The 22,321-nt window shown below is 59.9% G+C and carries 19 protein-coding genes; 5 read left to right on the top strand and 14 right to left on the bottom strand.

Annotated elements, in window-relative coordinates:
* Positions 1-3: 3 nt before the first annotated feature.
* The 9 genes from aceA to ACA062_RS22620 all read right to left on the bottom strand — a co-directional run bounded on the left by aceA (position 4) and on the right by ACA062_RS22620 (position 10,769).
* Positions 4-1,329: an isocitrate lyase gene (gene aceA, locus ACA062_RS22660; protein ID WP_008032724.1), complete on the bottom strand. Its 1,326-nt coding sequence runs from the start codon at positions 1,327-1,329 to the stop codon at positions 4-6.
* Between the two features lie 473 nt (positions 1,330-1,802).
* A complete protein-coding gene (locus tag ACA062_RS22655; protein WP_497453101.1) occupies positions 1,803-2,564 on the bottom strand; it encodes a secretin N-terminal domain-containing protein in 762 nt (253 codons plus the stop codon).
* 344 nt (positions 2,565-2,908) lie between these two features.
* A complete protein-coding gene (locus ACA062_RS22650) occupies positions 2,909-3,334 on the bottom strand; it encodes a GNAT family N-acetyltransferase (protein ID WP_497453100.1) in 426 nt (141 codons plus the stop codon).
* The gene (locus ACA062_RS22645; RefSeq protein ID WP_497453099.1) at positions 3,327-4,496 is read right to left on the bottom strand and encodes a ribosomal protein uL16 3-hydroxylase; all 1,170 of its coding nucleotides are present in this window, start codon (positions 4,494-4,496) and stop codon (positions 3,327-3,329) included. The genes ACA062_RS22650 and ACA062_RS22645 overlap by 8 nt, the downstream gene beginning before the upstream one ends.
* A gap of 86 nt (positions 4,497-4,582) precedes the next feature.
* Positions 4,583-5,953, bottom strand: coding sequence for an adenylosuccinate lyase (purB, locus tag ACA062_RS22640; RefSeq protein WP_497453098.1), 1,371 nt, complete (start codon positions 5,951-5,953; stop codon positions 4,583-4,585).
* A 126-nt stretch (positions 5,954-6,079) separates the two neighbouring features.
* Entirely contained in the window at positions 6,080-6,703 is a 624-nt protein-coding gene (gene hflD, locus ACA062_RS22635; RefSeq protein ID WP_064678738.1) for a high frequency lysogenization protein HflD, read from the bottom strand.
* Positions 6,700-7,845, bottom strand: a complete 1,146-nt coding sequence (gene mnmA, locus ACA062_RS22630; protein ID WP_497453097.1) for a tRNA 2-thiouridine(34) synthase MnmA — start codon at positions 7,843-7,845, stop codon at positions 6,700-6,702. The genes hflD and mnmA overlap by 4 nt, the downstream gene beginning before the upstream one ends.
* A gap of 59 nt (positions 7,846-7,904) precedes the next feature.
* Positions 7,905-8,351: an NUDIX hydrolase gene (locus tag ACA062_RS22625; protein WP_497453096.1), complete on the bottom strand. Its 447-nt coding sequence runs from the start codon at positions 8,349-8,351 to the stop codon at positions 7,905-7,907.
* Between the two features lie 192 nt (positions 8,352-8,543).
* The gene (locus ACA062_RS22620; protein ID WP_497453095.1) at positions 8,544-10,769 is read right to left on the bottom strand and encodes an NADP-dependent isocitrate dehydrogenase; all 2,226 of its coding nucleotides are present in this window, start codon (positions 10,767-10,769) and stop codon (positions 8,544-8,546) included.
* Positions 10,770-11,265: 496 nt separating this feature from the next.
* Between ACA062_RS22620 and icd the strand changes: the two genes are divergently transcribed.
* Entirely contained in the window at positions 11,266-12,522 is a 1,257-nt protein-coding gene (gene icd, locus ACA062_RS22615; RefSeq protein WP_010458895.1) for an NADP-dependent isocitrate dehydrogenase, read from the top strand.
* Between the two features lie 79 nt (positions 12,523-12,601).
* On the opposite strand, the gene cspD is transcribed toward icd, so the two are convergent.
* Positions 12,602-12,859 carry a cold shock domain-containing protein CspD gene (gene cspD / locus ACA062_RS22610; protein WP_497453094.1) on the bottom strand — a complete coding sequence of 86 codons (258 nt, stop codon included), beginning with the start codon at positions 12,857-12,859 and terminating at the stop codon, positions 12,602-12,604.
* Positions 12,860-13,084: 225 nt separating this feature from the next.
* On the opposite strand from cspD, the gene clpS reads away from it, so the two are divergent.
* Together clpS and clpA are read left to right on the top strand one after the other, a co-directional pair.
* Positions 13,085-13,468 (top strand): ATP-dependent Clp protease adapter ClpS, encoded by a 384-nt coding sequence (gene clpS, locus ACA062_RS22605; protein WP_020799529.1) that lies wholly within the window; start codon positions 13,085-13,087, stop codon positions 13,466-13,468.
* A gap of 30 nt (positions 13,469-13,498) precedes the next feature.
* Complete coding sequence (gene clpA, locus ACA062_RS22600) at positions 13,499-15,769, top strand: ATP-dependent Clp protease ATP-binding subunit ClpA (protein WP_497453093.1); 2,271 nt, start codon at positions 13,499-13,501, stop codon at positions 15,767-15,769.
* A 261-nt stretch (positions 15,770-16,030) separates the two neighbouring features.
* Here clpA and infA read toward each other — a convergent pair whose 3' ends face one another.
* The 4 genes from infA to trxB all read right to left on the bottom strand — a co-directional run bounded on the left by infA (position 16,031) and on the right by trxB (position 18,848).
* The gene (infA, locus tag ACA062_RS22595; RefSeq protein WP_002553999.1) at positions 16,031-16,249 is read right to left on the bottom strand and encodes a translation initiation factor IF-1; all 219 of its coding nucleotides are present in this window, start codon (positions 16,247-16,249) and stop codon (positions 16,031-16,033) included.
* A gap of 111 nt (positions 16,250-16,360) precedes the next feature.
* A complete protein-coding gene (locus ACA062_RS22590; RefSeq protein WP_497453092.1) occupies positions 16,361-17,068 on the bottom strand; it encodes an arginyltransferase in 708 nt (235 codons plus the stop codon).
* A gap of 74 nt (positions 17,069-17,142) precedes the next feature.
* Positions 17,143-17,823 carry a leucyl/phenylalanyl-tRNA--protein transferase gene (gene aat, locus ACA062_RS22585; protein WP_497453091.1) on the bottom strand — a complete coding sequence of 227 codons (681 nt, stop codon included), beginning with the start codon at positions 17,821-17,823 and terminating at the stop codon, positions 17,143-17,145.
* A gap of 65 nt (positions 17,824-17,888) precedes the next feature.
* A complete protein-coding gene (trxB, locus tag ACA062_RS22580; protein WP_497453090.1) occupies positions 17,889-18,848 on the bottom strand; it encodes a thioredoxin-disulfide reductase in 960 nt (319 codons plus the stop codon).
* Between the two features lie 305 nt (positions 18,849-19,153).
* Between trxB and ftsK the strand changes: the two genes are divergently transcribed.
* Positions 19,154-21,562, top strand: coding sequence for a DNA translocase FtsK (gene ftsK, locus ACA062_RS22575; protein WP_497453089.1), 2,409 nt, complete (start codon positions 19,154-19,156; stop codon positions 21,560-21,562).
* 77 nt (positions 21,563-21,639) lie between these two features.
* On the top strand, positions 21,640-22,263 hold the full coding sequence (gene lolA / locus ACA062_RS22570; protein ID WP_128871298.1) for an outer membrane lipoprotein periplasmic chaperone LolA: 624 nt from the start codon (positions 21,640-21,642) through the stop codon (positions 22,261-22,263).
* The last annotated feature ends 58 nt before the right edge of the window (positions 22,264-22,321 follow it).

The raw sequence follows: 22,321 nt of genomic DNA, 5'->3' as shown, positions 1-22,321 counted from the left end.
CAATCAGTGGAACTGTTCTTCTTCAGTCGAACCGGTCAGCGCGGTCACCGAGGACGAGCCGCCCTGGATCACGGTGGTCATGTCGTCGAAGTAGCCGGTGCCCACTTCCTGCTGGTGAGCCACGAAGGTGTAACCCTTGGCAGCGTCGGCGAACTCTTGCTCTTGCAGCTTCACGTAGGCAGTCATGTCGTTGCGGGCGTAGTCGTGCGCCAGGTTGAACATGCTGTGCCACATGTTGTGAATGCCGGCCAGGGTGATGAACTGGTGCTTGTAACCCATGGCGGACAGTTCGCGCTGGAACTTGGCGATGGTCGCGTCGTCCAGGTTTTTCTTCCAGTTGAAGGAAGGCGAGCAGTTGTACGACAGCAGTTGGTCCGGGTATTCCTTTTTGATCGCTTCGGCGAAGCGACGAGCTTCGTCCAGGTCCGGCTTGGCGGTTTCGCACCAGATCAGGTCGGCGTACGGCGCATAGGCCAGGCCGCGAGCGATGGCCTGGTCGAGGCCGGCGCGCACTTTGTAGAAGCCTTCCTGGGTGCGTTCGCCAGTCACGAATGGCTGGTCGTACGGGTCGCAATCGGAAGTCAGCAGGTCCGCCGCGTTAGCGTCGGTACGGGCCAGGATGATGGTCGGCGTGCCGGCCACGTCAGCTGCCAGACGAGCAGCGGTCAGCTTCTGTACGGCTTCCTGGGTAGGCACCAGTACCTTGCCGCCCATGTGGCCGCATTTTTTCACGGAAGCCAGTTGGTCTTCGAAGTGAACGCCGGCGGCGCCTGCTTCGATCATGCTCTTCATCAGCTCGTAAGCGTTCAGTACGCCGCCGAAACCGGCTTCGGCGTCAGCCACGATCGGCGCGAAGTAGTCGATGTAACCTTCGTCGCCCGGGCCTTTGCCGGCTTTCCACTGGATCTGGTCGGCACGACGGAACGAGTTGTTGATGCGCTTGACCACGGTCGGAACCGAATCCACCGGGTACAGCGACTGATCCGGGTACATCGATTCGGCGGAGTTGTTGTCCGCAGCGACTTGCCAGCCCGACAGGTAGATCGCCTGGATACCGGCTTTGACTTGTTGTACAGCCTGGCCGCCGGTCAGGGCGCCCATGCAGTTGACGAAATCTTTCTCAGGACGGAAGGACGGCTTGGCGCCCTGGGTGACCAGGTTCCACAGCTTCTCGGCGCCCAATTTTGCAAAGGTGTGCTCAGGTTGAACCGAGCCACGCAGGCGGACGACGTCAGCAGCGGAGTAAGCGCGTGTCACGCCTTTCCAGCGTGGGTTTTCAGCCCAGTCTTTTTCGAGGGCTGCAATTTGCTGTTCGCGTGTCAGTGCCATGGAGATAAACCTCGTCGCGTCTTTTACGGAAAGTTGTTCTGCGGTGAAAAATTCATGCTCGCTGACCAGAAGCTTAGGTGGTCAAGTCGAATTCGGCGGGGTTGGCGACGGGATGAACGATGGGCTCGAGGGGAAGTGAGCAGGTAAGGGCGAACTGGCGAGCGCATTCGGGCGTCGTGGGCCTTGGTACGAACTTCAGTGTGGAGCCGGGTTACCTAATTACGCTTCCGTCCCTCGGGACAACTTCGTTCCAGTCGGCAACCTCGTCAAACACGCCTTGTGGGCGGTACAGACACGAAGCGGCTCGCGGGGTAGGTGCGAACATCGCTTCGAAGGCCCTTGCCAGGGCCCCTGATTAGCGGGAGCGAGGCCATCATGCCTTTGCTTTTTTGTATCGTCAAACGTTTTGTAGTGCTTTTTTTGTGGCACTACATCTTTGGTCTAATACGACTAATCAGTCAGTTTTCGGTGATTCAGTCCAAAGTATCGACTTTCACTCGCAGGGTCATGTCATCCCGGCCCTGGGTCGAGTAGCTGCGGGTCAGGCCCTGTTTGTCGGCCTGGGTCTGGCGGTTCACGCCGGCCAGGGTGATCCACTCGCCGAGGCGTCCCGTGACGGTTGTGTCGGTACTTTGCACGTTCACTACATCGGGACGTTCCTGGCTGATGCGATCACGATTGGTGCTGATCGCCAGGTGAACGGTTTCGCCAGTGACGCGGGCGGTGACGTAGAAACCCTGGGTGACGTTGCGGTACTCGGTCTGGCTGCGCAGGTCGCCGTAGGAATCGGCCTGGGTGCTGGTCAGCGGCACGCTCTGGCCGACCTGGATCAGTGCCGGCGCACCTTCGCTGGCCTGGATTTGCTGGATGCCACCGTCACGACTGTCGGTGCTGCGGTTGATGATGCGGGTCTGGCTTGGTTTGGCGCCGTTGACCGAATAGCCCTGGTCATTCTGGAAGTTGTTTTCGTTGGTGTCGACGGTAATCAGCAGGCGTTTGGGCGCGGTATCGAGTTGGGCGACAAGAGCTTTAAGTTCGTCGATCTTGCGTTGATCGGCGTTGACGATCAGCTGGTTGCCGTAAGCGCTGACCTGGCCTTCCTGGCCGATGAAATCCTGTGCCATCGGCAGCATGTCGGCGCTGGTGTGGTAGTTCAACGGCACGATTTCGGTGGCGGCCATGACTGAAACACTGCAGGTCAGTAGTAGCGTGGTGAGCAGGTTGCGTGGGGACATGTCCGTTATCTCCGGCTTCTGATGACTTGATATTGTGTAGGAGCGAGCTTGCTCCGGGCGGCGTTCCGACGATGGATGTGAAATCGCCGCGGGGTATCAGGTTTCCAGCGTTATCGTTGGCGACCATCGCGAGCAAGCTCGCTCCTACAGGGGGTTTGATATTGCCAGTTTGTCGGCCCGACGTGGGGCAAGTTGAATCGTAGACAGCAAAACGCCCCGGCATCCGAGGATGGCGGGGCGTTTTGTGGTGTTCTTGAAGCCGCTATCGCGAGCAAGCTCGCTCCCACAGGGGAATGCATTCCAATTGTGGGAGCGAGCTTGCTCGCGATGGCCGCGCCGCGGTGTCAGGCTGAGTGCCGCACCATGTCCACATGCGGAATGCCTGCTTCCAGGAATTCCTCACTGACCAGGCTGAAGCCCAAGCGCTCATAGAATGCCGTGGCTTGTACCTGTGCGCTCAACATCTGTTGCTTGAGCCCGCGCTTCTCCGCCTCACCGATCACCGCTTGCATCAACGCATCGCCGACTTTCAGGCCGCGCCAGTCCTTGAGCACCGACACCCGGCCTACATGACCATCAGGCAGCAGGCGGGCGGTGCCGACCGGAAAGTCGCCTTCGAGCGCGAGGAAATGCACCGCGCTCTGGTCATCGGCGTCCCATTCCAGTTCTGGCGGAACGGACTGCTCGGCGACGAACACCGTCTCACGAATGCGCCGGATCTCGGCGTTGTCTTTTTGCCAGTCTGCGACACGTACGTGAATCTTATTCATCGGCAAACCCCAGGCTTCCTTGCTTGATCAGCTCACACAGCAGGCCGCGACCGTCTTCGTCGCTCAGCCAGTCGCCGAGATTGTCGACGTGCAGTGCATCGGCGGCGCAAATCATCTTCAGCAGCTCGCGCAGTTTACCCGGCAGGTAACGGCTCTGGCCGCTGGCGAACAGCAGCAGGTCGTCATCGACTTCGGACCAGGCCAGGCGTGCACTCGGGTTACGGATCAGCACTGCGCCTTGCTCGAGGCTGGCGAGCAGGTCGTCTTCTTCGATCTCTTCCGGACCGACCACCAGTTCCGGGTAGCGCGGCTCGGTCATGAACTGGCCGAACCAGGTCAGCAGCAGGCGCTCATCGCTCATGTGCTCGGCGAGCAGGCCTTTCAAGCGATCGAGGGCATCGTGCTGGATCTGATGTGGATCGACCGCCGGCAGGGCGTCGGCGTCGGTGTAGCGCTCTTCATCCGGCAGGAACTGGCTGAGGAAGTCAGTGAAGTGGGTCAGCACTTCAGCGGCGCTCGGTGCGCGGAAACCGACCGAGTAGGTCAGGCAGTCATCGACGGCAACGCCGCAATGGGCCAGGCGCGGCGGCAGGTACAGCATGTCGCCCGGTTCCAGGACCCATTCGTCGGTGGCTTCGAAGTCGGCGAGGATGCGCAGGTCGGCGTGTTGCAGCAGCTTGCTCTCGGAATCGCACATCTGGCCGATCTTCCAGTTGCGCTTGCCATGGCCCTGCAACAGGAACACGTCGTAGTTGTCGAAGTGCGGACCGACGCTGCCACCCGGGGCGGCGAAGCTGATCATCACGTCGTCGATGCGCCAGCTCGGCAGGAAGCGGAAGTTCTCCAGCAGCTCGGCGACTTCCGGCACGAATTGGTCAACGGCTTGAACCAGCAGGGTCCAGTCGCGCTCCGGCAGCTTGCTGAACTCGTCTTCGGCGAACGGGCCGCGGCGCAATTCCCAAGGGCGCTCGCCGTTCTCGATGATCAGACGCGACTCAACTTCTTCTTCCAGCGCGAGGCCGGCCAGTTCGTCGGCGTCGATCGGGCTTTCGAATTCAGGAATCGCCTGACGGATCAGCAGCGGTTTTTTCTGCCAGTAGTCGCGCAGGAATTCGCGCGCCGTGATGCCGCCCAGAAGTTGAAGAGGAATGTCAGGATTCATGTGTAACCTATTGAAAAAAAGCACTTTTCAGACGGGAATAAAAACGCCCGGCGCTGCCGGGCGTCTCAAACGGGTACAGCGGTCGATCAGATGCGTTTGGCTTGCTCTACAGCGTTGCCGATGTAGTTCGCCGGGGTGAGCAGTTTCAGCTCGGCCTTGGCCGCGGCTGGCATGTCCAGGCCGTCGATGAAAGTTTGCAGCGCTTGCGGGCTGATGCCCTTGCCACGGGTCAATTCTTTGAGCTTTTCGTACGGGTTTTCGATGTTGTAGCGACGCATCACGGTCTGGATCGGCTCGGCCAATACTTCCCAGCAAGCGTCCAGGTCGGCAGCGATCTTCTGAGCGTTGAGCTCGAGTTTGCTGATGCCTTTGAGGCTGGCTTCGTACGCGATCACGCTGTGGGCGAAGCCGACACCGAGGTTGCGCAGGACGGTGGAGTCGGTCAGGTCGCGCTGCCAGCGGGAGATCGGCAGCTTGCTCGCCAGGTGCTGGAACAATGCGTTGGCGATGCCCAGGTTGCCTTCGGAGTTTTCGAAGTCGATCGGGTTGACCTTGTGCGGCATGGTCGACGAACCGATTTCGCCAGCGATGGTGCGCTGTTTGAAATAACCCAGGGAGATGTAGCCCCAGATGTCGCGGTCGAAGTCGATCAGGATCGTGTTGAAACGGGCGATCGCGTCGAACAGCTCGGCAATGTAGTCGTGCGGTTCGATCTGCGTGGTGTATGGGTTGAAGCCCAGGCCCAGCTCGTCTTCGATGAAGGCGCGGGCGTTTTCTTCCCAGTCGATCTCGGGGTAGGCCGACAGGTGGGCGTTGTAGTTGCCGACAGCACCGTTGATCTTGCCCAACAGCGGAACGGCCGCGACCTGGGCGATCTGACGCTCCAGACGGTAAACCACGTTCGCCAGCTCTTTGCCCAGGGTGGTCGGCGAAGCCGGTTGACCGTGGGTGCGCGACAGCATTGGCACGTCAGCGAAGCGGATCGCCAGCTCGCGGATGGCGTCTGCGGTCTGGCGCATCAGGGGCAGCATCACATCATCACGGCCTTCGCGCAGCATCAGGGCGTGGGACAGGTTGTTGATGTCCTCGCTGGTGCAGGCAAAGTGGATGAATTCGCTGACCTTGGCCAGTTCCGGCAGCTTGGCCGCTTGCTCTTTGAGCAGGTATTCGATGGCCTTGACGTCGTGGTTGGTGGTGCGCTCGATCTCTTTGACGCGCTCGGCGTGCTCCAGGGCGAAGTTGTCCGCCAGGGTGTTCAGCACCGCGTTGGCTTCGGCGGAGAACGCCGGCACTTCGCTGATGCCTGGGTGAGCGGCCAGGCGCTGGAGCCAGCGCACTTCAACCAGAACGCGCGCACGGATCAGGCCGTATTCGCTGAAAATCGGGCGCAGGGCCTGGGTTTTGCCGGCGTAGCGGCCGTCAACAGGGGAAACCGCAGTGAGCGAAGAAAGCTGCATGGGGTGTTCTCGGACAGTCGGGCAACGAAATGGGGCGCGTATCATACATGAAAAAATTCGCCGGTCCGTTGCCAACTGACCAGCGTCTTACGCGTTACAAATTACACAAGGTCTTGCGGGCGCGGTTCAGCTGCTGCGCATCAGCGGGTAAAGCTCTTTCAACAACTTGCGGCGGCTGATCACCAGCTGCCAGCGATGACCACCCAGCTGCCGCCACAGGCGTGCCGAGCGAATCCCGGCCAGCAGCAGGGCGCGTATTTTCGAGGCATTGCTCGGTTGCTGCAGGTTGCGCATGTCGCCGTGCACCTGAATCCGCTGGCGCAACGTGCTCAAGGTGTCCTGATACAGCGCGCCGCAGGCCGCGATCACGTTTTCGTGAGCCGCGCCGAAGTGTTCGACCTGGGACTGGATCTGCGGCAGGCGCTTGCCGATTTCGTCCAGCATGTCGCCACGTTTGGCCAGCTGGCGCTCCAGGCCCAGCATGGCCAGCGCATACCGCAGCGGCTCGCGCTGAAGGGTGCTGGGGTCGCGCTCCAGGGCGCCAATCAGCGCCCGGTAGCCTTCACGCAGATTGAGGTCGTCGCCGCCGTAGACTTCAAGGGTGTCCTTGGGGTCGCGAATCAGCAGGCTGCCGAGCATGCAGGTCAGGCCGGCTTCGGTGGTCTGGCCGGTCTTGGCGATCTTGTCGACCAGTACCGCGGCGAGAAACACCCCGCCCAGTGCCGTCAATTGCTCCTGGGTCGGGTTCATTGGGCTTGGCCCTTGCTGGTGCTCTTGCTCGTCCAGGGTTCGGCAATTTCGATCACACCGCCGCCGAGGCAGATTTCACCGTCATAGAACACCACCGATTGTCCCGGGGTCACCGCGCGTTGCGGGTCGTCGAAGGTCGCGCGGTAGCCGCTGGCGGTCTTTTCCAGGGTGCAGGGTTGATCGCTCTGGCGATAACGGACCTTGGCGGTCAGCTTGCGCGGCCCGGTCAAGTCGATCGGGTTGACCCAATAGATCTCCGAGGCGAGCAGGGCGCGGGAAAACAGATAAGGGTGGTCATTGCCCTGGCCAACGATCAGCTCGTTGTGCTCCAGGTCCTTGATCAGCACGTACCAGGGTTCGTCACTGGCGTCTTTCAGGCCGCCGATGCCGAGGCCCTGGCGCTGACCGATGGTGTGATACATCAAGCCGTGGTGACGGCCGATGACTTCACCTTCAGTGGTCTTGATCTCGCCCGGCTGGGCCGGCAGGTACTGCTTGAGGAAGTCACTGAAGCGGCGTTCGCCGATGAAGCAGATCCCGGTGGAGTCCTTTTTCTTCGCGGTGGCCAACTGGTGTTTCTCGGCAATCGCACGGACCTCGGGCTTTTCCAGCTCGCCGACCGGGAACAGGGTCTTGGCGATCTGCTCGCCGCCGACGGCGTGCAGGAAGTAGCTCTGGTCCTTGTTCGGGTCCAGGCCCTTGAGCAGCTCAGTGCGGCCGTCGATGTCGCGGCGACGCACGTAGTGACCGGTGGCAATCAGGTCGGCGCCCAGCATCATGGCGTAGTCGAGGAACGCCTTGAACTTGATTTCGCGGTTGCAGAGTATGTCCGGGTTCGGCGTGCGACCGGCCTTGTATTCGGCCAGGAAGTGCTCGAACACGTTGTCCCAGTACTCGGCGGCGAAGTTGGCGGTGTGCAGCTTGATGCCAATCCTGTCGCACACGGCCTGGGCGTCCGCCAGGTCATCCATGGCGGTGCAGTATTCCGTTCCATCGTCTTCTTCCCAGTTCTTCATGAACAGGCCTTCCACCTCATAACCCTGCTCGATCAGCAGGAGAGCGGAAACGGAGGAGTCCACGCCGCCGGACATGCCGACAATGACGCGCGTCTTTTGTGTGTCAGAAGGGGCTGGATCACGCATAGGGATTCAATGAGTGTCTTGAAAAAGGACGCGATTCTAACAGGCCGCAGCCCACAAGGCTAAAGAGAAGGGCGGATCAATTCGAGACCGAAGTGATTGCCTGCCAGATAATCATCGATACAGCGGATGATCAGCTCACTGCGCCAGTTTGCGCGCTGTGCCAGCAATTCGTCACGCGTCAGCCACTTGGCGCCGACGATGCCGTCGTCCAGCTGATAGTCGGGGTGATGCTTGAGCGGTTTTGCGGTGAAACAGACCCGCTGATAAGTCACGCCATTGCTCGGGGCTGTGTAGAGATAAATGCCCACCACGCCGGTCGGTTCGACGTCCCAGCCGGTTTCCTCGAGGGTTTCGCGGATGGCGGCGTCGATCAGGGTTTCGTCCGGGTCGAGGTGACCGGCTGGCTGATTGAGCACCGTTCGTCCGTGCTTGGTTTCTTCGACCATCAGGAAGCGGCCGTTGTCTTCGACGATGGTGGCGACGGTGATGTGGGGTAGCCAATCCATAAAGCTTCCTCGTTTCGGAATGTTGAAACCCGGCCCTTGTAGGAGCTGGCTTGCCAGCGAAAGCGGTGGGTCAGTCAATATTGATGTTGAATGATAAACCGCATTCGCTGGCAAGCCAGCTCCTACAGGAGTGGGTATGCCAGAAACAAAAACCCCGGCACTGGGCCGGGGCTTCCTTGCATCCTTACAACCTTAAACCAACGCAGCAATCGCGGCGTTGAAGGTGTTGCTCGGGCGCATGGCCTTGCTGATCAGCTCGGCATTGGCGTGGTAGTAACCGCCGATGTCCACTGGCTTGCCCTGTACGGCGTTGAGCTCGGCGACGATGGTTGCCTCGTTCTCGGTCAGGGTCTTGGCCAGCTCGCCGAACTGCGCTTGCAGTGCAGTGTCTTCGGTCTGGGCGGCCAGGGCCTGGGCCCAGTACAGCGCCAGGTAGAAGTGGCTGCCGCGGTTGTCGATGTTGCCGACTTTGCGCGATGGCGACTTGTTGTTGTCCAGGAACTGGCCGGTAGCCTGATCCAGGGTCTTGGCCAGTACCAGCGCCTTAGGGTTGTTGTACGTCACGCCCAGGTGCTCGAGGGAAGCGGCCAGGGCCAGGAACTCGCCCAGGGAATCCCAACGCAGGAAGTTCTCTTCCAGCAGCTGCTGCACGTGCTTCGGTGCCGAACCGCCGGCGCCGGTTTCGAACAGACCGCCGCCATTCATCAGCGGAACGATCGACAGCATCTTGGCGCTGGTGCCCAGTTCCATGATCGGGAACAGGTCGGTCAGGTAGTCGCGCAATACGTTGCCGGTCACCGAGATGGTGTCCTTGCCTTCGCGGGTGCGGTCCAGAGTGAACTTCATCGCGTCGACAGGCGACATGATGCGGATGTCCAGCCCTGCGGTGTCGTGATCCTTCAGGTAAGCCTGAACTTTCTCGATCACTACGCCGTCGTGGGCGCGCATTGGGTCCAGCCAGAAAATCGCTGGCGTGGCGCTGGCGCGAGCACGGGTGACAGCCAGTTTGACCCAGTCCTGGATCGGCGCGTCTTTGGTCTGGCACATGCGGAAGATGTCGCCGGCTTCAACCGACTGTTCCAGCAACAGGCCGCCTTTGCTGTCGGTAATGCGGACAACACCGTTGGTCTTGATCTGGAACGTCTTGTCGTGGGAACCGTATTCTTCGGCTTTTTTCGCCATCAGGCCGACGTTCGGCACGCTGCCCATGGTGGTCGGATCGAAAGCGCCGTGCAGCTTGCAGTCTTCGATCACCGCCTGGTAGATGGTGGCGTAGCAGCGATCCGGGATCACCGCCTTGGTGTCGTGTAGCTGGCCGTCGGTGCCCCACATCTTGCCGGAGTCACGGATCATCGCTGGCATCGAGGCGTCGACGATCACGTCGCTCGGTACGTGCAGGTTGGTGATGCCTTTGTCGGAGTTGACCATGGCCAGCGACGGACGGACGGCGTAGACCGCCTGGATGTCCGCTTCGATCTGCGCTTGTTGCTCGGCCGGCAAAGCCTTGATGCGAGCGTACAGGTCGCCGATGCCATTGTTCAGGTTGAAGCCGATCTGTGCCAGCACGTCAGCGTGCTTGGCCAGGGCGTCTTTGTAGAACTCGGCAACGATCTGGCCGAACATGATCGGGTCGGAGACCTTCATCATGGTCGCTTTCAGGTGCACCGACAGCAGTACGCCTTTGGCTTTGGTGTCTTCGATTTCGGCCGCGATGAAGCTGCGCAGCGCTTTTTTGCTCATGACCGCGCAATCGAGGATCTCACCGGCTTGCACGGTGGTCTTTTCTTTCAGGACGGTGGTGGTGCCGTCTTGAGCGATCAGTTCGATTTTGACGGCGTCAGCGGCGTCGATCAGGGCGGCTTTTTCGCTGCCGTAGAAGTCGCCGGTGCTCATGTGCGCCACGTGGGACTTGGAGTCCGCAGCCCAGGCGCCCATTTTGTGCGGGTGCTTGCGCGCGTAGTTCTTGACCGACAGCGGCGCACGACGATCGGAGTTGCCTTCGCGCAGGACCGGGTTTACGGCGCTGCCCTTGATCTTGTCGTAGCGCGACTTGGCGAGCTTGTCGGCGTCGCTGGTCACGGTTTCCGGGTAGTCCGGCAATGCGAAGCCCTGGGCTTGCAGTTCCTTGACCGCGGCTTGCAGTTGCGGAACCGAGGCGCTGATGTTCGGCAGCTTGATGATGTTGGCTTCAGGCGTGACGGCCAGGTCGCCCAGTTCGGCGAGGTGGTCGGCGACGGCTTTGTCTCCCAGTTGCTCGGGGAAGCTGGCCAGGATGCGCCCTGCAAGAGAGATATCGCGGGTTTCCACGGCGATATCAGCGGAGGCGGTGAAAGCCTCTACGATAGGCAACAGTGAATAGGTGGCGAGGGCGGGAGCTTCGTCGGTGAAGGTATAGATGATCTTCGAGCGGGTGGGCATATTCGGATTAACTCTCTCTTCTTTGCTAAAGCATGCGCAGAAAAACTCGAGGGGCGCCGGGTAAGCGCGTTCGTTCAAAGTCATCCATGAGCCGAATGTCGAGATTTGTGCGCGGTGATGTTGGGTGCATCAGTCGAGCGTCAAGCGGGTGGACCGCGGTAACGGTCCTGCTTTTTCGGGCCCGAAGTCTTGTGATAGAGCGGTCGGCCGTCGTGACTCTGTGGTCAGCGGGCGGCATTATACATAGGTAGCTGGCAATCTGCCGATGGTTCATACACATCGATTGACGTCCATTGGTCTAAAGGTCGCAGGGGAGTACGGGGCGTAGAGTCTTGCACCGTGCTTGAGTTTGGCGTTTTTCCCTTGGCTTTCAGGCTTGTAGGCCCCGAACCGCGCCGCTTTGCGGCAGATGGGTGGAACAGAGGGTTTGCGCGCCGAATTAACTGGGGTACGCTCGAACGAAGCCAGATGTTCAATCCAAACAATGGAGTTCAGCATGGGATACAAGAAGATTCAGGTTCCAGCCGTCGGCGACAAAATCACCGTCAACGCGGACCATTCTCTCAATGTTCCTAACAACCCGATCATCCCCTTCATCGAAGGCGATGGTATTGGCGTTGATATCAGCCCGGTCATGATCAAGGTTGTCGATGCTGCTGTTAAGAAGGCTTACGGCGGCGAGCGCAAAATTTCCTGGATGGAAGTCTACGCCGGGGAGAAGGCGACTCAGGTTTACGATCAGGACACCTGGCTGCCCCAGGAAACCCTGGACGCGGTCAAGGATTACGTGGTTTCCATCAAGGGCCCTCTGACCACCCCGGTTGGCGGCGGCATCCGTTCCCTGAACGTGGCCCTGCGCCAGCAACTCGACCTGTATGTCTGCCTGCGCCCGGTGCGCTGGTTCGAAGGCGTGCCTAGCCCGGTCAAGAAGCCAGGCGACGTCGACATGACCATCTTCCGCGAAAACTCGGAAGACATTTATGCCGGTATCGAGTGGAAGGCCGGCTCGCCGGAAGCGACCAAGGTCATCAAGTTCCTCAAAGATGAAATGGGCGTCACCAAGATCCGTTTCGACGAAAACTGCGGTATCGGCATCAAGCCGGTTTCGCTGCAAGGCACCAAACGCTTGGCGCGCAAGGCGTTGCAATACGTGGTCGACAACGATCGCGACTCGCTGACCATCGTGCACAAAGGCAACATCATGAAGTTCACCGAAGGTGCCTTCAAGGAGTGGGCCTACGAAGTGGCGGCTGAAGAATTCGGCGCGACCCTGCTCGACGGTGGTCCTTGGATGCAGTTCAAGAACCCGAAAACCGGCAAGAACGTCATCGTCAAGGATGCCATCGCCGACGCCATGCTCCAGCAAATCCTGCTGCGCCCGGCCGAGTACGATGTGATCGCGACCCTGAACCTCAATGGCGACTACCTCTCCGACGCCCTGGCGGCCGAAGTGGGCGGTATCGGTATAGCACCAGGTGCCAACCTGTCCGACACCATCGCGATGTTCGAAGCGACCCACGGTACTGCGCCGAAATACGCCGGCAAGGACCAGGTCAACCCGGGTTCGCTGATCCTGTCTGCAGAGATGATGCTGCGTCACATGGGTTGGACCGAAGCGGCCGACCTGATCATCAAGGGCACCAATGGCGCGATTTCCGCCAAGACCGTGACCTATGACTTCCACCGTTTGATGGAAGGCGCGAAGCTGCTGTCTTCTTCGGCGTTTGGTGATGCACTGATTTCGCACATGTAAGCGGATTTCGGCATAACAAAAACCGCCCGGCTCAAGTGATTGAGTCGGGCGGTTTTTTATGACTGGATGTTTGGTCGTGTCAGCCCGAAACCGTTTCGTTTTGCGTGGCGGGCAGCGCCTGTCCTGCCGAAGCCTCGGCGGCGGCGATATCGATGGCATGCAACCCTTTCGGACCCTGGATGATGTTGAAGGTCACGGGTTGCCCGGCTTTCAGGGTTTTGTAACCGTCCATTTTGATCGCCGAGTAGTGGGCAAACAGATCTTCATCCTTGCCGTCCTCGTTGATAAAGCCGTAGCCCTTGGCGTTGTTGAACCATTTCACCTTGCCTACCGCCATACTCATATCCCTCTGCAACAGACTCCATCACTGGAGTATCATCCAGTACATCCGCAGTCATTTCCTGGAAATAAGGTTGACTCCACGGACCTTTTTTACCCACTGTGGGCTCTATTGGTTGTAACACCGTTTTGCCGATAGTCAAGGTGACCAGGCAGTCGGAGTTGAAATCGACGATGGCCGCCCCCACCACTGTATTCGCACAACTGACGAACCTTTCTTTCCATGCATGCAATCAGCCAGATTCGACTAACATTCAATCAGGATCGCCCGACTCTCCAAAAGGATCGCCCGGAGGAACACGACGACGATTCAGCAGGCATTGCTGTTCAGGAAGCAAAGCCTGCATTACAGGCGCCGCCGATGTACAAGGTGGTTTTGTTCAACGATGACTACACACCGATGGATTTCGTCGTCGAAGTGCTCGAGGTGTTTTTTAACCTGAATCGCGAGCTGGCGACCAAGGTCATGCTGGCCGTCCACACAGAAGGACGGGCAGTATGTGGAGTGTTTACCCGCGACATCGCCGAGACGAAGGCCATGCAGGTCAACCAGTACGCCAGGGAAAGCCAGCATCCGCTACTCTGTGAAATCGAGAAGGACGGTTAATCGCCGACCACTTGGGTATGAGGTGAAGCTATGTTAAACCGCGAGCTCGAAGTCACCCTCAATCTTGCCTTCAAGGAGGCCCGATCGAAGCGTCATGAATTCATGACCGTCGAACACCTCCTGCTGGCCCTATTGGACAATGAGGCTGCCGCCACCGTTTTGCGTGCCTGCGGCGCAAACCTCGACAAACTCAAGCATGACCTGCAGGAGTTCATCGATTCGACCACGCCATTGATTCCCGTCCATGACGAGGATCGTGAAACCCAGCCAACCCTGGGCTTCCAGCGTGTCCTGCAACGTGCTGTCTTTCACGTACAGAGCTCGGGCAAACGCGAAGTGACCGGCGCCAACGTGCTGGTTGCGATCTTCAGCGAACAGGAGAGTCAGGCGGTGTTCCTGCTGAAACAGCAGAGCGTCGCGCGCATCGATGTCGTCAACTACATCGCCCATGGCATTTCCAAAGTGCCGGGGCACGGCGATCACTCTGAAGGTGAGCAAGATATGCAGGACGACGAGGGCGGCGAGTCTTCTTCTTCAGGCAATCCCCTGGATGCTTATGCCAGCAACCTCAACGAACTCGCGCGCCAGGGTCGTATCGACCCGTTGGTAGGCCGTGAGCTGGAAGTCGAGCGTGTCGCGCAGATCCTGGCGCGTCGTCGCAAGAACAATCCGCTGCTGGTGGGCGAGGCAGGCGTGGGTAAAACCGCAATTGCCGAAGGCCTGGCCAAGCGTATTGTCGACAACCAGGTGCCGGATCTGCTGGCCAACAGCGTGGTGTATTCCCTCGACCTGGGTGCCTTGCTGGCCGGGACCAAATACCGCGGCGATTTCGAGAAGCGCTTCAAGGCGCTGCTCAATGAGCTGAAAAAACGTCCGCAGGCGATCCTGTTCATCGACGAGATCCACACCATCATCGGTGCCGGTGCCGCGTCCGGTGGCGTCATGGATGCCTCGAACCTGCTCAAGCCGCTGCTGTCGTCCGGTGATATCCGTTGCATCGGTTCGACCACGTTCCAGGAATTCCGCGGGATCTTCGAGAAGGACCGTGCCCTGGCCCGGCGCTTCCAGAAGGTCGACGTGTCGGAACCGTCGGTGGAAGACACCATCGGTATCCTGCGCGGCCTGAAAGGGCGTTTCGAAGCGCACCACGGCATTGAATACAGCGATGAAGCCCTGCGTGCAGCGGCTGAGCTGGCCTCACGCTACATCAATGACCGGCACATGCCGGACAAGGCCATCGACGTCATCGACGAGGCGGGTGCCTACCAGCGCCTGCAACCGATCGAGAAGCGCGTGAAGCGCATCGAAGTACCTCAGGTCGAGGACATCGTTGCGAAAATCGCGCGGATTCCGCCTAAGCACGTCAACAGCTCCGACAGAGAGCTGCTGCGTAACCTTGAGCGTGACCTGAAGCTGACCGTGTTTGGCCAGGATGCCGCGATCGACTCGCTGTCGACCGCGATCAAGCTGTCCCGTGCCGGCCTCAAGTCGCCTGACAAGCCAGTCGGTTCGTTCCTGTTCGCCGGGCCTACCGGTGTCGGCAAGACCGAAGCGGCGCGGCAGTTGGCCAAGGCGTTGGGCATCGAGCTGGTGCGTTTCGACATGTCCGAGTACATGGAGCGCCACACCGTATCGCGTCTGATCGGTGCACCTCCAGGCTATGTCGGGTTCGATCAGGGCGGTCTGCTGACCGAAGCCATCACCAAGCAGCCTCACTGCGTGCTGTTGCTCGATGAGATCGAGAAGGCGCATCCGGAAGTCTTCAACCTGCTGCTGCAGGTCATGGACCACGGTACGCTGACCGATAACAACGGGCGCAAGGCGGACTTCCGTAACGTGATCGTCATCATGACGACCAACGCCGGTGCCGAAACCGCAGCCCGTGCTTCGATCGGTTTCACCCATCAGGACCACTCGTCCGATGCGATGGAAGTGATCAAGAAGAGCTTCACGCCGGAATTCCGCAACCGTCTGGACACCATTATCCAGTTTGGTCGCCTCAGCCATGAGGTCATCAAGAGCGTGGTGGACAAGTTCCTTACCGAGCTTCAGGCGCAGCTGGAAGACAAGCGTGTGCAGCTGGAAGTGACGGACGCGGCGCGCAGCTGGCTGGCAGCCGGTGGCTACGACTCGGCAATGGGCGCTCGACCTATGGCGCGTTTGATCCAGGACAAGATCAAGCGTCCGCTGGCGGAAGAGATTCTCTTTGGCGAACTGGCCGACCATGGCGGCGTGGTGCACATCGACCTCAAGGACGGCGAGCTGACCTTCGAGTTCGAGACCACGGCTGAAATGGCCTGACGTTATCCGCAACAAAAGCAAAAGGCGCCGAAAGGCGCCTTTTTGCTGTCTGCCTCATTTCGTTCAATCACCACATTGCCCTGTGGGAGCGGGCTTGCCCGCGAAGGCGGCGGCACATCCAACATCAATGCAAGCTGACCCACCGCTTTCGCGGGCAAGCCCGCTCCCACAGGGATCTGTGCAGTGGTTCGAATAGGTGGCTAAAAAAAACCGGGCACACAAAAACGCCCGGCATAAGCCGGGCGTCTTGTATTGACCTGATTAGCGAGCGCGGTAAGTGATGCGCCCTTTGCTCAAGTCATAGGGCGTCAGCTCGACGCGCACTTTGTCACCGGTAAGAATACGAATGTAGTTCTTGCGCATCTTGCCGGAGATATGCGCGGTTACGACGTGCCCATTTTCCAACTCCACGCGAAACATGGTGTTGGGCAGGGTGTCGACGACAGTGCCTTCCATTTCGAAGCTGTCTTCTTTCGACATGCAGTAAAGCCCTCGGTGTCCAATGAATGGCCCGGTGCAACTGCGCCAGGCAAAAGCGGCGTGCATTGTGCCCGAAAAATGGGGTTTAAGCCAAGGGGTTTAGGGCTTGCTCTAGTTCAGGATGACCCAGCGCTGATTAATCAGCAGTTCGATAGGGCGATATTGCGTCTTGTAGCTCATTTTTTTGCAGTTCTTGATCCAATAGCCGAGGTAGACCGCTTCCAGGCCCAGTCGCCGGGCCTCGGTGATCTGCCAGAGGATTGCATAGCGCCCCAAGCTGCGACGCTCTTCATCGGGCTCGTAGAAGGTGTAGACCGCAGACAGGCCGTTGGGCAGCAGGTCGGTGACAGCCACTGCCAGCAACCGGCCTTCCAGACGAAATTCATAGAACCGGGAAAAAGGCAGGTCCCTCACCAGGAAGGTCGAAAACTGATCGCGGCTCGGCGGGTACATGTCGCCATCGGCATGACGCTGCTCGATGTAGCGCTGGTAGAGGTCGAAGTACTCCTCGCTGAACTGGGGCCTGGCCGGACGGACTTGCACATCGGCGTTGCGCTTGAAGATGCGCTTCTGCTGGCGGTTGGGTGAAAACTGCGCCACAGGAATGCGCGCCGGTACGCACGCATTGCAATTCTGGCAATGGGGCCGGTACAGATGATCGCCGCTGCGACGAAAACCCATTTCCGACAGGTCTGCGTAGACATGCACATCCATGGGCTGGCTAGGGTCGAGGAACAGGGTCGTGGCCTGCTCCTCGGGCAGATAACTGCAAGAGTGGGGCTGAGTGGCATAAAACTTCAAGCGCGCCAACTCGGTCATGATCAACCCTCGATAAGCTTTTGGATAAGTGTAAGCGCTTTTGAATAAGTGTAAGTCACGCGGGCCAAAGTCGCTCAGCAAACCCAGCTGGCGCGGCTGGGTTGGTCCAGATGCCGCGCCAGGTAACCGGCGAACTCGCGGCGGGGAATCGCCCGGGCGCCGAGGCTGTGCAGGTGGTCGGTCGGCATCTGGCAGTCGATCAGCACAAAGCCTGAGTCTTCCAGATGTCGCACCAGCGTGGCAAAACCATACTTGGAGGCATTGTCGGCGCGGCTGAACATCGACTCGCCGAAAAACAGCTGCCCCATGGCCAGGCCATACAGCCCGCCGACCAGTTCGCCCTGGTCCCAGACTTCCACCGAGTGCGCGTAACCGCGCTTGTGCAGTTCGAGGTAGGCCTCCTGCATGGCGTCGGTGATCCAGGTGCCGTCGGCGTATTCCCGTGGCGCGGCGCACGCGCGGATAACCGCGGCAAAATCCCTGTCGAAGGTCACTTGGTAGCGTTGTTGGCGCAGCAATTTGTTCAGGCTGCGCGAGACATGCAGTTCGTCGGGAAACAACACCGTGCGCGGGTCCGGCGACCACCAGAGGATCGGCTGGCCTTCCGAGAACCACGGAAAACAGCCATGGCGATAGGCCTTGATCAGCCGATCGGCGGACAGGTCGCCGCCCGCCGCCAGCAGCCCGTTGGGGTCGCGCATGGCCTTGTCCAGCGGCGGGAAGGTCAGGGTGTTGCGTTGTAACCAAGTCAGCATGGCATCCGGGCTTTGCAGAAGGGGAGGGCAGTGGCGGGCTGTCAGGCCCGCCGTGAAGTGTGCCGTCAAACGGTGGGAATGTCGTCGAGGTATTTCTCTGCGTCCAGTGCGGCCATGCAGCCGGCCCCGGCGGAGGTGACGGCCTGGCGATAAACGTGATCGGCCACGTCGCCGGCGGCAAATACCCCGGCGATCGCGGTGGCGGTGGCATCGCCTTCGCTGCCACCCTTGACCAGCAAATAGCCGTCGCGCATTTCCAGCTGGCCCTGGAACAGGTCGGTGTTGGGCTTGTGGCCGATGGCGATGAAGACCCCGGTCAGCGGCAATACGCGGGTTTCGCCGCTGTGGCTGTCCCGCAGGCGGGCGCCGGTCACGCCGCTGGCATCGCCCAGCACTTCTTCCAGATGCTGGTTCCAGTGCAGGCGAATATTGCCGTTGGCGGCTTTTTCAAAGAGTTTGTCCTGCAGGATCTTCTCGGCGCGCAACTTGTCGCGCCGGTGAATCAGATGGACTTCACTGGCGATGTTCGACAAGTACAAGGCTTCCTCGACCGCGGTGTTGCCGCCGCCGATCACCGCGACCACCTGTTTGCGGTAGAAAAAGCCGTCGCACGTCGCGCAGGCCGAAACCCCTTTGCCGGCAAAGGCTTCTTCCGAAGGCAGCCCCAGGTATTGCGCCGAGGCGCCGGTGGCGATAATCAGTGCATCGCAGGTGTAAGTACCGCTGTCGCCGATGAGCTCGAACGGGCGCTGTTGCAACTTGGCCGTGTGGATGTGGTCGTAAACAATCTCTGTGTCAAAGCGTTCGGCGTGTTTTTGCATGCGTTCCATCAGCACCGGGCCGGTGAGTCCTTCGACGTCGCCGGGCCAGTTGTCGACTTCGACAGTGGTGGTGAGCTGGCCACCTGCCTGTATGCCGGTAATGACCACGGGTTTGAGGTTGGCGCGGGCGGCATAAACGGCTGCGCTGTAACCGGCAGGGCCGGAACCCAGAATGATCAGGCGGGAATGCTTCGCTTCGCTCATAAAAACACCTCATAAGCCTTTGTCACGAAAGAGAATGCATGCTCAAATTGAACTGCATGCAAGTCCCGTTGACTATGCTACACCCGGGACTGCAAGCATGGCATCGGACGAACAAACCCGTACAATGCCTGCTGTCGGCGTGCTTGTAACAAAATAAGCATTGCGAGCCGTGTTTATAAAAACCGGGACGTAGTGTTAAAAGTAGTCCCAGTTGCGCCTGTTAACTTTTTTACCTGCCTGGATTGGGCAGTTTTATATAGTCATTCAACAGATGGACGCGCCATGGGCGCAGGAAAAGAAGCGTTTTGAAGAAATCCACCGCAGCACCTAAACCAGCCGTCGTTCCGCTCTGGCGCCAGCATTTGCACTACCGACTCAAGGAAGGTGCGTTGATCGCCGTCGGTGCCCTGTGCCTGTTCCTGATGATGGCCTTGCTGACCTATGGCAAGGACGATCCGGGCTGGAGCCACAACAGCAAGATCGACGACGTGCAGAACTTCGGCGGCCCGGCCGGCTCCTACAGCGCCGACATCCTGTTCATGGTGCTGGGTTACTTCGCCTACATCTTCCCGCTGCTGCTGGCGGTCAAGGCCTGGCAGATCTTCCGTCAGCGCCATGAACCCTGGGAATGGAGCGGCTGGCTGTTCTCCTGGCGCCTGATCGGCCTGGTGTTCCTGGTATTGTCGGGGGCGGCCCTGGCGCATATCCATTTCCACGCGGCGACCGGTCTGCCGGCCGGCGCAGGCGGCGCTTTGGGGGAAAGCCTCGGTGATCTGGCCAGGAACGCCCTGAACATCCAGGGCAGCACATTGCTGTTTATCGCGTTGTTCCTGTTCGGCCTGACGGTGTTCACCGACCTGTCGTGGTTCAAGGTGATGGACGTCACCGGCAAGATCACGCTGGACCTGTTCGAGCTGGTCCAGGGCGCGGCCAATCGCTGGTGGGCCGCCCGTGTCGAGCGCAAGCAGCTGGTTGCGCAATTGCGCGAAGTCGATGAACGCGTGCATGACGTGGTGGCGCCGAGCGTCACCGACAAGCGCGAGCAGGCCAAGGTCAAGGAACGCCTGATCGAGCGCGAGCAAGCCTTGAGCAAGCACATGTCGGACCGCGAGAAGCAGGTCCCGCCAGTGATCGCGCCAGCGCCGCCGAAACCTGCGGCGCCGAGCAAACGCGTGGAAAAAGAGAAGCAGGCGCCGCTGTTCGTCGACAGCGCCGTCGAGGGCACCTTGCCGCCGATCTCGATTCTCGACCCCGCGGAAAAGAAACAACTCAATTACTCGCCCGAATCCCTGGCTGCGGTGGGCCATTTGCTGGAGATCAAGCTCAAGGAATTCGGCGTCGAAGTCTCGGTGGATTCGATTCACCCGGGCCCGGTGATTACCCGTTACGAAATCCAACCCGCGGCAGGCGTCAAGGTCAGCCGCATCTCCAACCTGGCGAAAGACCTGGCCCGTTCCCTGGCCGTGACCAGCGTGCGCGTGGTGGAAGTGATCCCGGGCAAGACCACGGTCGGTATCGAGATCCCGAACGAAGACCGGCAGATCGTGCGCTTCTCCGAAGTGCTGTCGACCCCTGAGTACGACAACTTCAAGTCGCCGGTCACCTTGGCCCTGGGTCACGATATCGGCGGCAAGCCGGTCATCACCGACCTGGCGAAAATGCCGCACTTGCTGGTGGCCGGTACCACAGGTTCCGGTAAATCGGTGGGTGTGAACGCGATGATCCTGTCGATCCTGTTCAAGTCCGGCCCGGAAGACGCCAAACTGATCATGATCGACCCGAAAATGCTCGAATTGTCGATCTACGAAGGCATTCCGCACCTGCTGTGCCCGGTCGTGACCGACATGAAAGACGCGGCCAACGCCCTGCGCTGGAGCGTGGCGGAGATGGAGCGTCGCTACAAACTGATGGCGAAGATGGGCGTGCGTAACCTGTCGGGCTTCAATGCCAAGGTCAAGGAAGCCCAGGATGCCGGCGAACCCCTGACCGATCCATTGTTCAAGCGCGAAAGCATTCACGACGAAGCGCCGCTGCTGGTCAAGCTGCCGACCATTGTCGTGGTCGTCGACGAATTCGCCGACATGATGATGATCGTCGGCAAGAAGGTTGAAGAACTGATCGCCCGTATCGCCCAGAAAGCCCGAGCGGCCGGTATCCACTTGATCCTCGCGACCCAGCGTCCGTCGGTCGACGTGATCACCGGCCTGATCAAGGCGAATATTCCGACGCGCATGGCGTTCCAGGTGTCGAGCAAGATCGACTCGCGGACCATCATCGACCAGGGTGGCGCCGAACAACTGCTGGGCCACGGTGACATGCTCTACATGCCGCCGGGCACCAGCCTGCCGATCCGTGTCCACGGTGCCTTCGTCTCCGATGACGAGGTCCATCGGGTGGTTGAAGCCTGGAAACTGCGCGGCGCGCCAGAATACAACGACGAGATCCTCGCCGGTGTCGAAGAGCCGGGTAGCGGTTTCGATGGCGGCAGCAGCGGTGGCGACGATGATCCCGAAACCGATGCGCTTTATGACGAAGCCGTGCAATTCGTTTTGGAAAGCCGTCGCGCCTCCATCTCCGCGGTTCAGCGCAAGCTGAAAATCGGCTACAACCGCGCCGCGCGCATGATCGAAGCCATGGAAATGGCCGGGGTCGTGACGTCGATGAACACCAACGGCTCCCGTGAAGTCCTGGCGCCTGGCCCGGTGCGCGACTGATTTGAACAGGCCTTGAATTGAAAAGCGTTGGCGCACAAGTGCGCCCCGCACCCCCCACGAATATCAAGAGGACTCCCATGCGTCTTATCCGCATGTTATTGCTGCCGGTTCTGGCTCTGACCACGCTCTCGGCCCACGCCGATGACAAGGACGTGGCACGCCTGACCCAACTGCTGGAAAAATCCCAGACCCTGACCGCGCGCTTCTCCCAGCTGACCCTCGACGGCGGCGGCACCCAGTTGCAGGAAACGGCCGGGGAAATGTCCTTGCAGCGCCCGGGCCTGTTCTACTGGCACACCGATGCGCCGGCCGAGCAGACCATGGTCTCCGACGGCAAGAAAGTCACGCTGTGGGACCCGGACCTGGAACAGGTCACCATCAAGACCCTCGACCTGCGCCTGACCCAGACGCCGGCGTTGCTGCTGTCCGGTGACGTGTCCAAGATCAGCCAGAGCTTCGATATCAGCGCCAAGGAAGCCGGCGGCGTGATCGACTTCACCCTCAAGCCGAAAACCAAGGACACCTTGTTCGACAGCTTGCGTCTGTCGTTCCGCAACGGTCTGGTCAATGATATGCAACTGATCGACAGTGTCGGCCAGCGCACCAATATCCTGTTCACCGGGGTGAAGGCCAACGAGCCGATCGCGGCGTCCAAATTCAAGTTCGTGATCCCCAAGGGTGCGGACGTGATCCAGGAATAAAGAACACAACATAGAACCTGTGGGAGCGGGCTTGCCCGCGATGGCGTCGGCACATCCA

Source organism: Pseudomonas sp. LBUM1679 (assembly GCF_059695565.1).
This window is presented reverse-complemented; position numbering and strand designations above follow the sequence as displayed.

Coding starts and splice junctions, on each gene's coding strand:
- aceA (WP_008032724.1), bottom strand. CDS start 1,329: ATGGCACTGACACGCGAACAGCAAATTGCAGCCCTCGAAAAAGACTGG.
- ACA062_RS22655 (WP_497453101.1), bottom strand. CDS start 2,564: ATGTCCCCACGCAACCTGCTCACCACGCTACTACTGACCTGCAGTGTT.
- ACA062_RS22650 (WP_497453100.1), bottom strand. CDS start 3,334: ATGAATAAGATTCACGTACGTGTCGCAGACTGGCAAAAAGACAACGCC.
- ACA062_RS22645 (WP_497453099.1), bottom strand. CDS start 4,496: ATGAATCCTGACATTCCTCTTCAACTTCTGGGCGGCATCACGGCGCGC.
- purB (WP_497453098.1), bottom strand. CDS start 5,953: ATGCAGCTTTCTTCGCTCACTGCGGTTTCCCCTGTTGACGGCCGCTAC.
- hflD (WP_064678738.1), bottom strand. CDS start 6,703: ATGAACCCGACCCAGGAGCAATTGACGGCACTGGGCGGGGTGTTTCTC.
- mnmA (WP_497453097.1), bottom strand. CDS start 7,845: ATGCGTGATCCAGCCCCTTCTGACACACAAAAGACGCGCGTCATTGTC.
- ACA062_RS22625 (WP_497453096.1), bottom strand. CDS start 8,351: ATGGATTGGCTACCCCACATCACCGTCGCCACCATCGTCGAAGACAAC.
- ACA062_RS22620 (WP_497453095.1), bottom strand. CDS start 10,769: ATGCCCACCCGCTCGAAGATCATCTATACCTTCACCGACGAAGCTCCC.
- icd (WP_010458895.1), top strand. CDS start 11,266: ATGGGATACAAGAAGATTCAGGTTCCAGCCGTCGGCGACAAAATCACC.
- cspD (WP_497453094.1), bottom strand. CDS start 12,859: ATGGCGGTAGGCAAGGTGAAATGGTTCAACAACGCCAAGGGCTACGGC.
- clpS (WP_020799529.1), top strand. CDS start 13,085: ATGCATGCAATCAGCCAGATTCGACTAACATTCAATCAGGATCGCCCG.
- clpA (WP_497453093.1), top strand. CDS start 13,499: ATGTTAAACCGCGAGCTCGAAGTCACCCTCAATCTTGCCTTCAAGGAG.
- infA (WP_002553999.1), bottom strand. CDS start 16,249: ATGTCGAAAGAAGACAGCTTCGAAATGGAAGGCACTGTCGTCGACACC.
- ACA062_RS22590 (WP_497453092.1), bottom strand. CDS start 17,068: ATGACCGAGTTGGCGCGCTTGAAGTTTTATGCCACTCAGCCCCACTCT.
- aat (WP_497453091.1), bottom strand. CDS start 17,823: ATGCTGACTTGGTTACAACGCAACACCCTGACCTTCCCGCCGCTGGAC.
- trxB (WP_497453090.1), bottom strand. CDS start 18,848: ATGAGCGAAGCGAAGCATTCCCGCCTGATCATTCTGGGTTCCGGCCCT.
- lolA (WP_128871298.1), top strand. CDS start 21,640: ATGCGTCTTATCCGCATGTTATTGCTGCCGGTTCTGGCTCTGACCACG.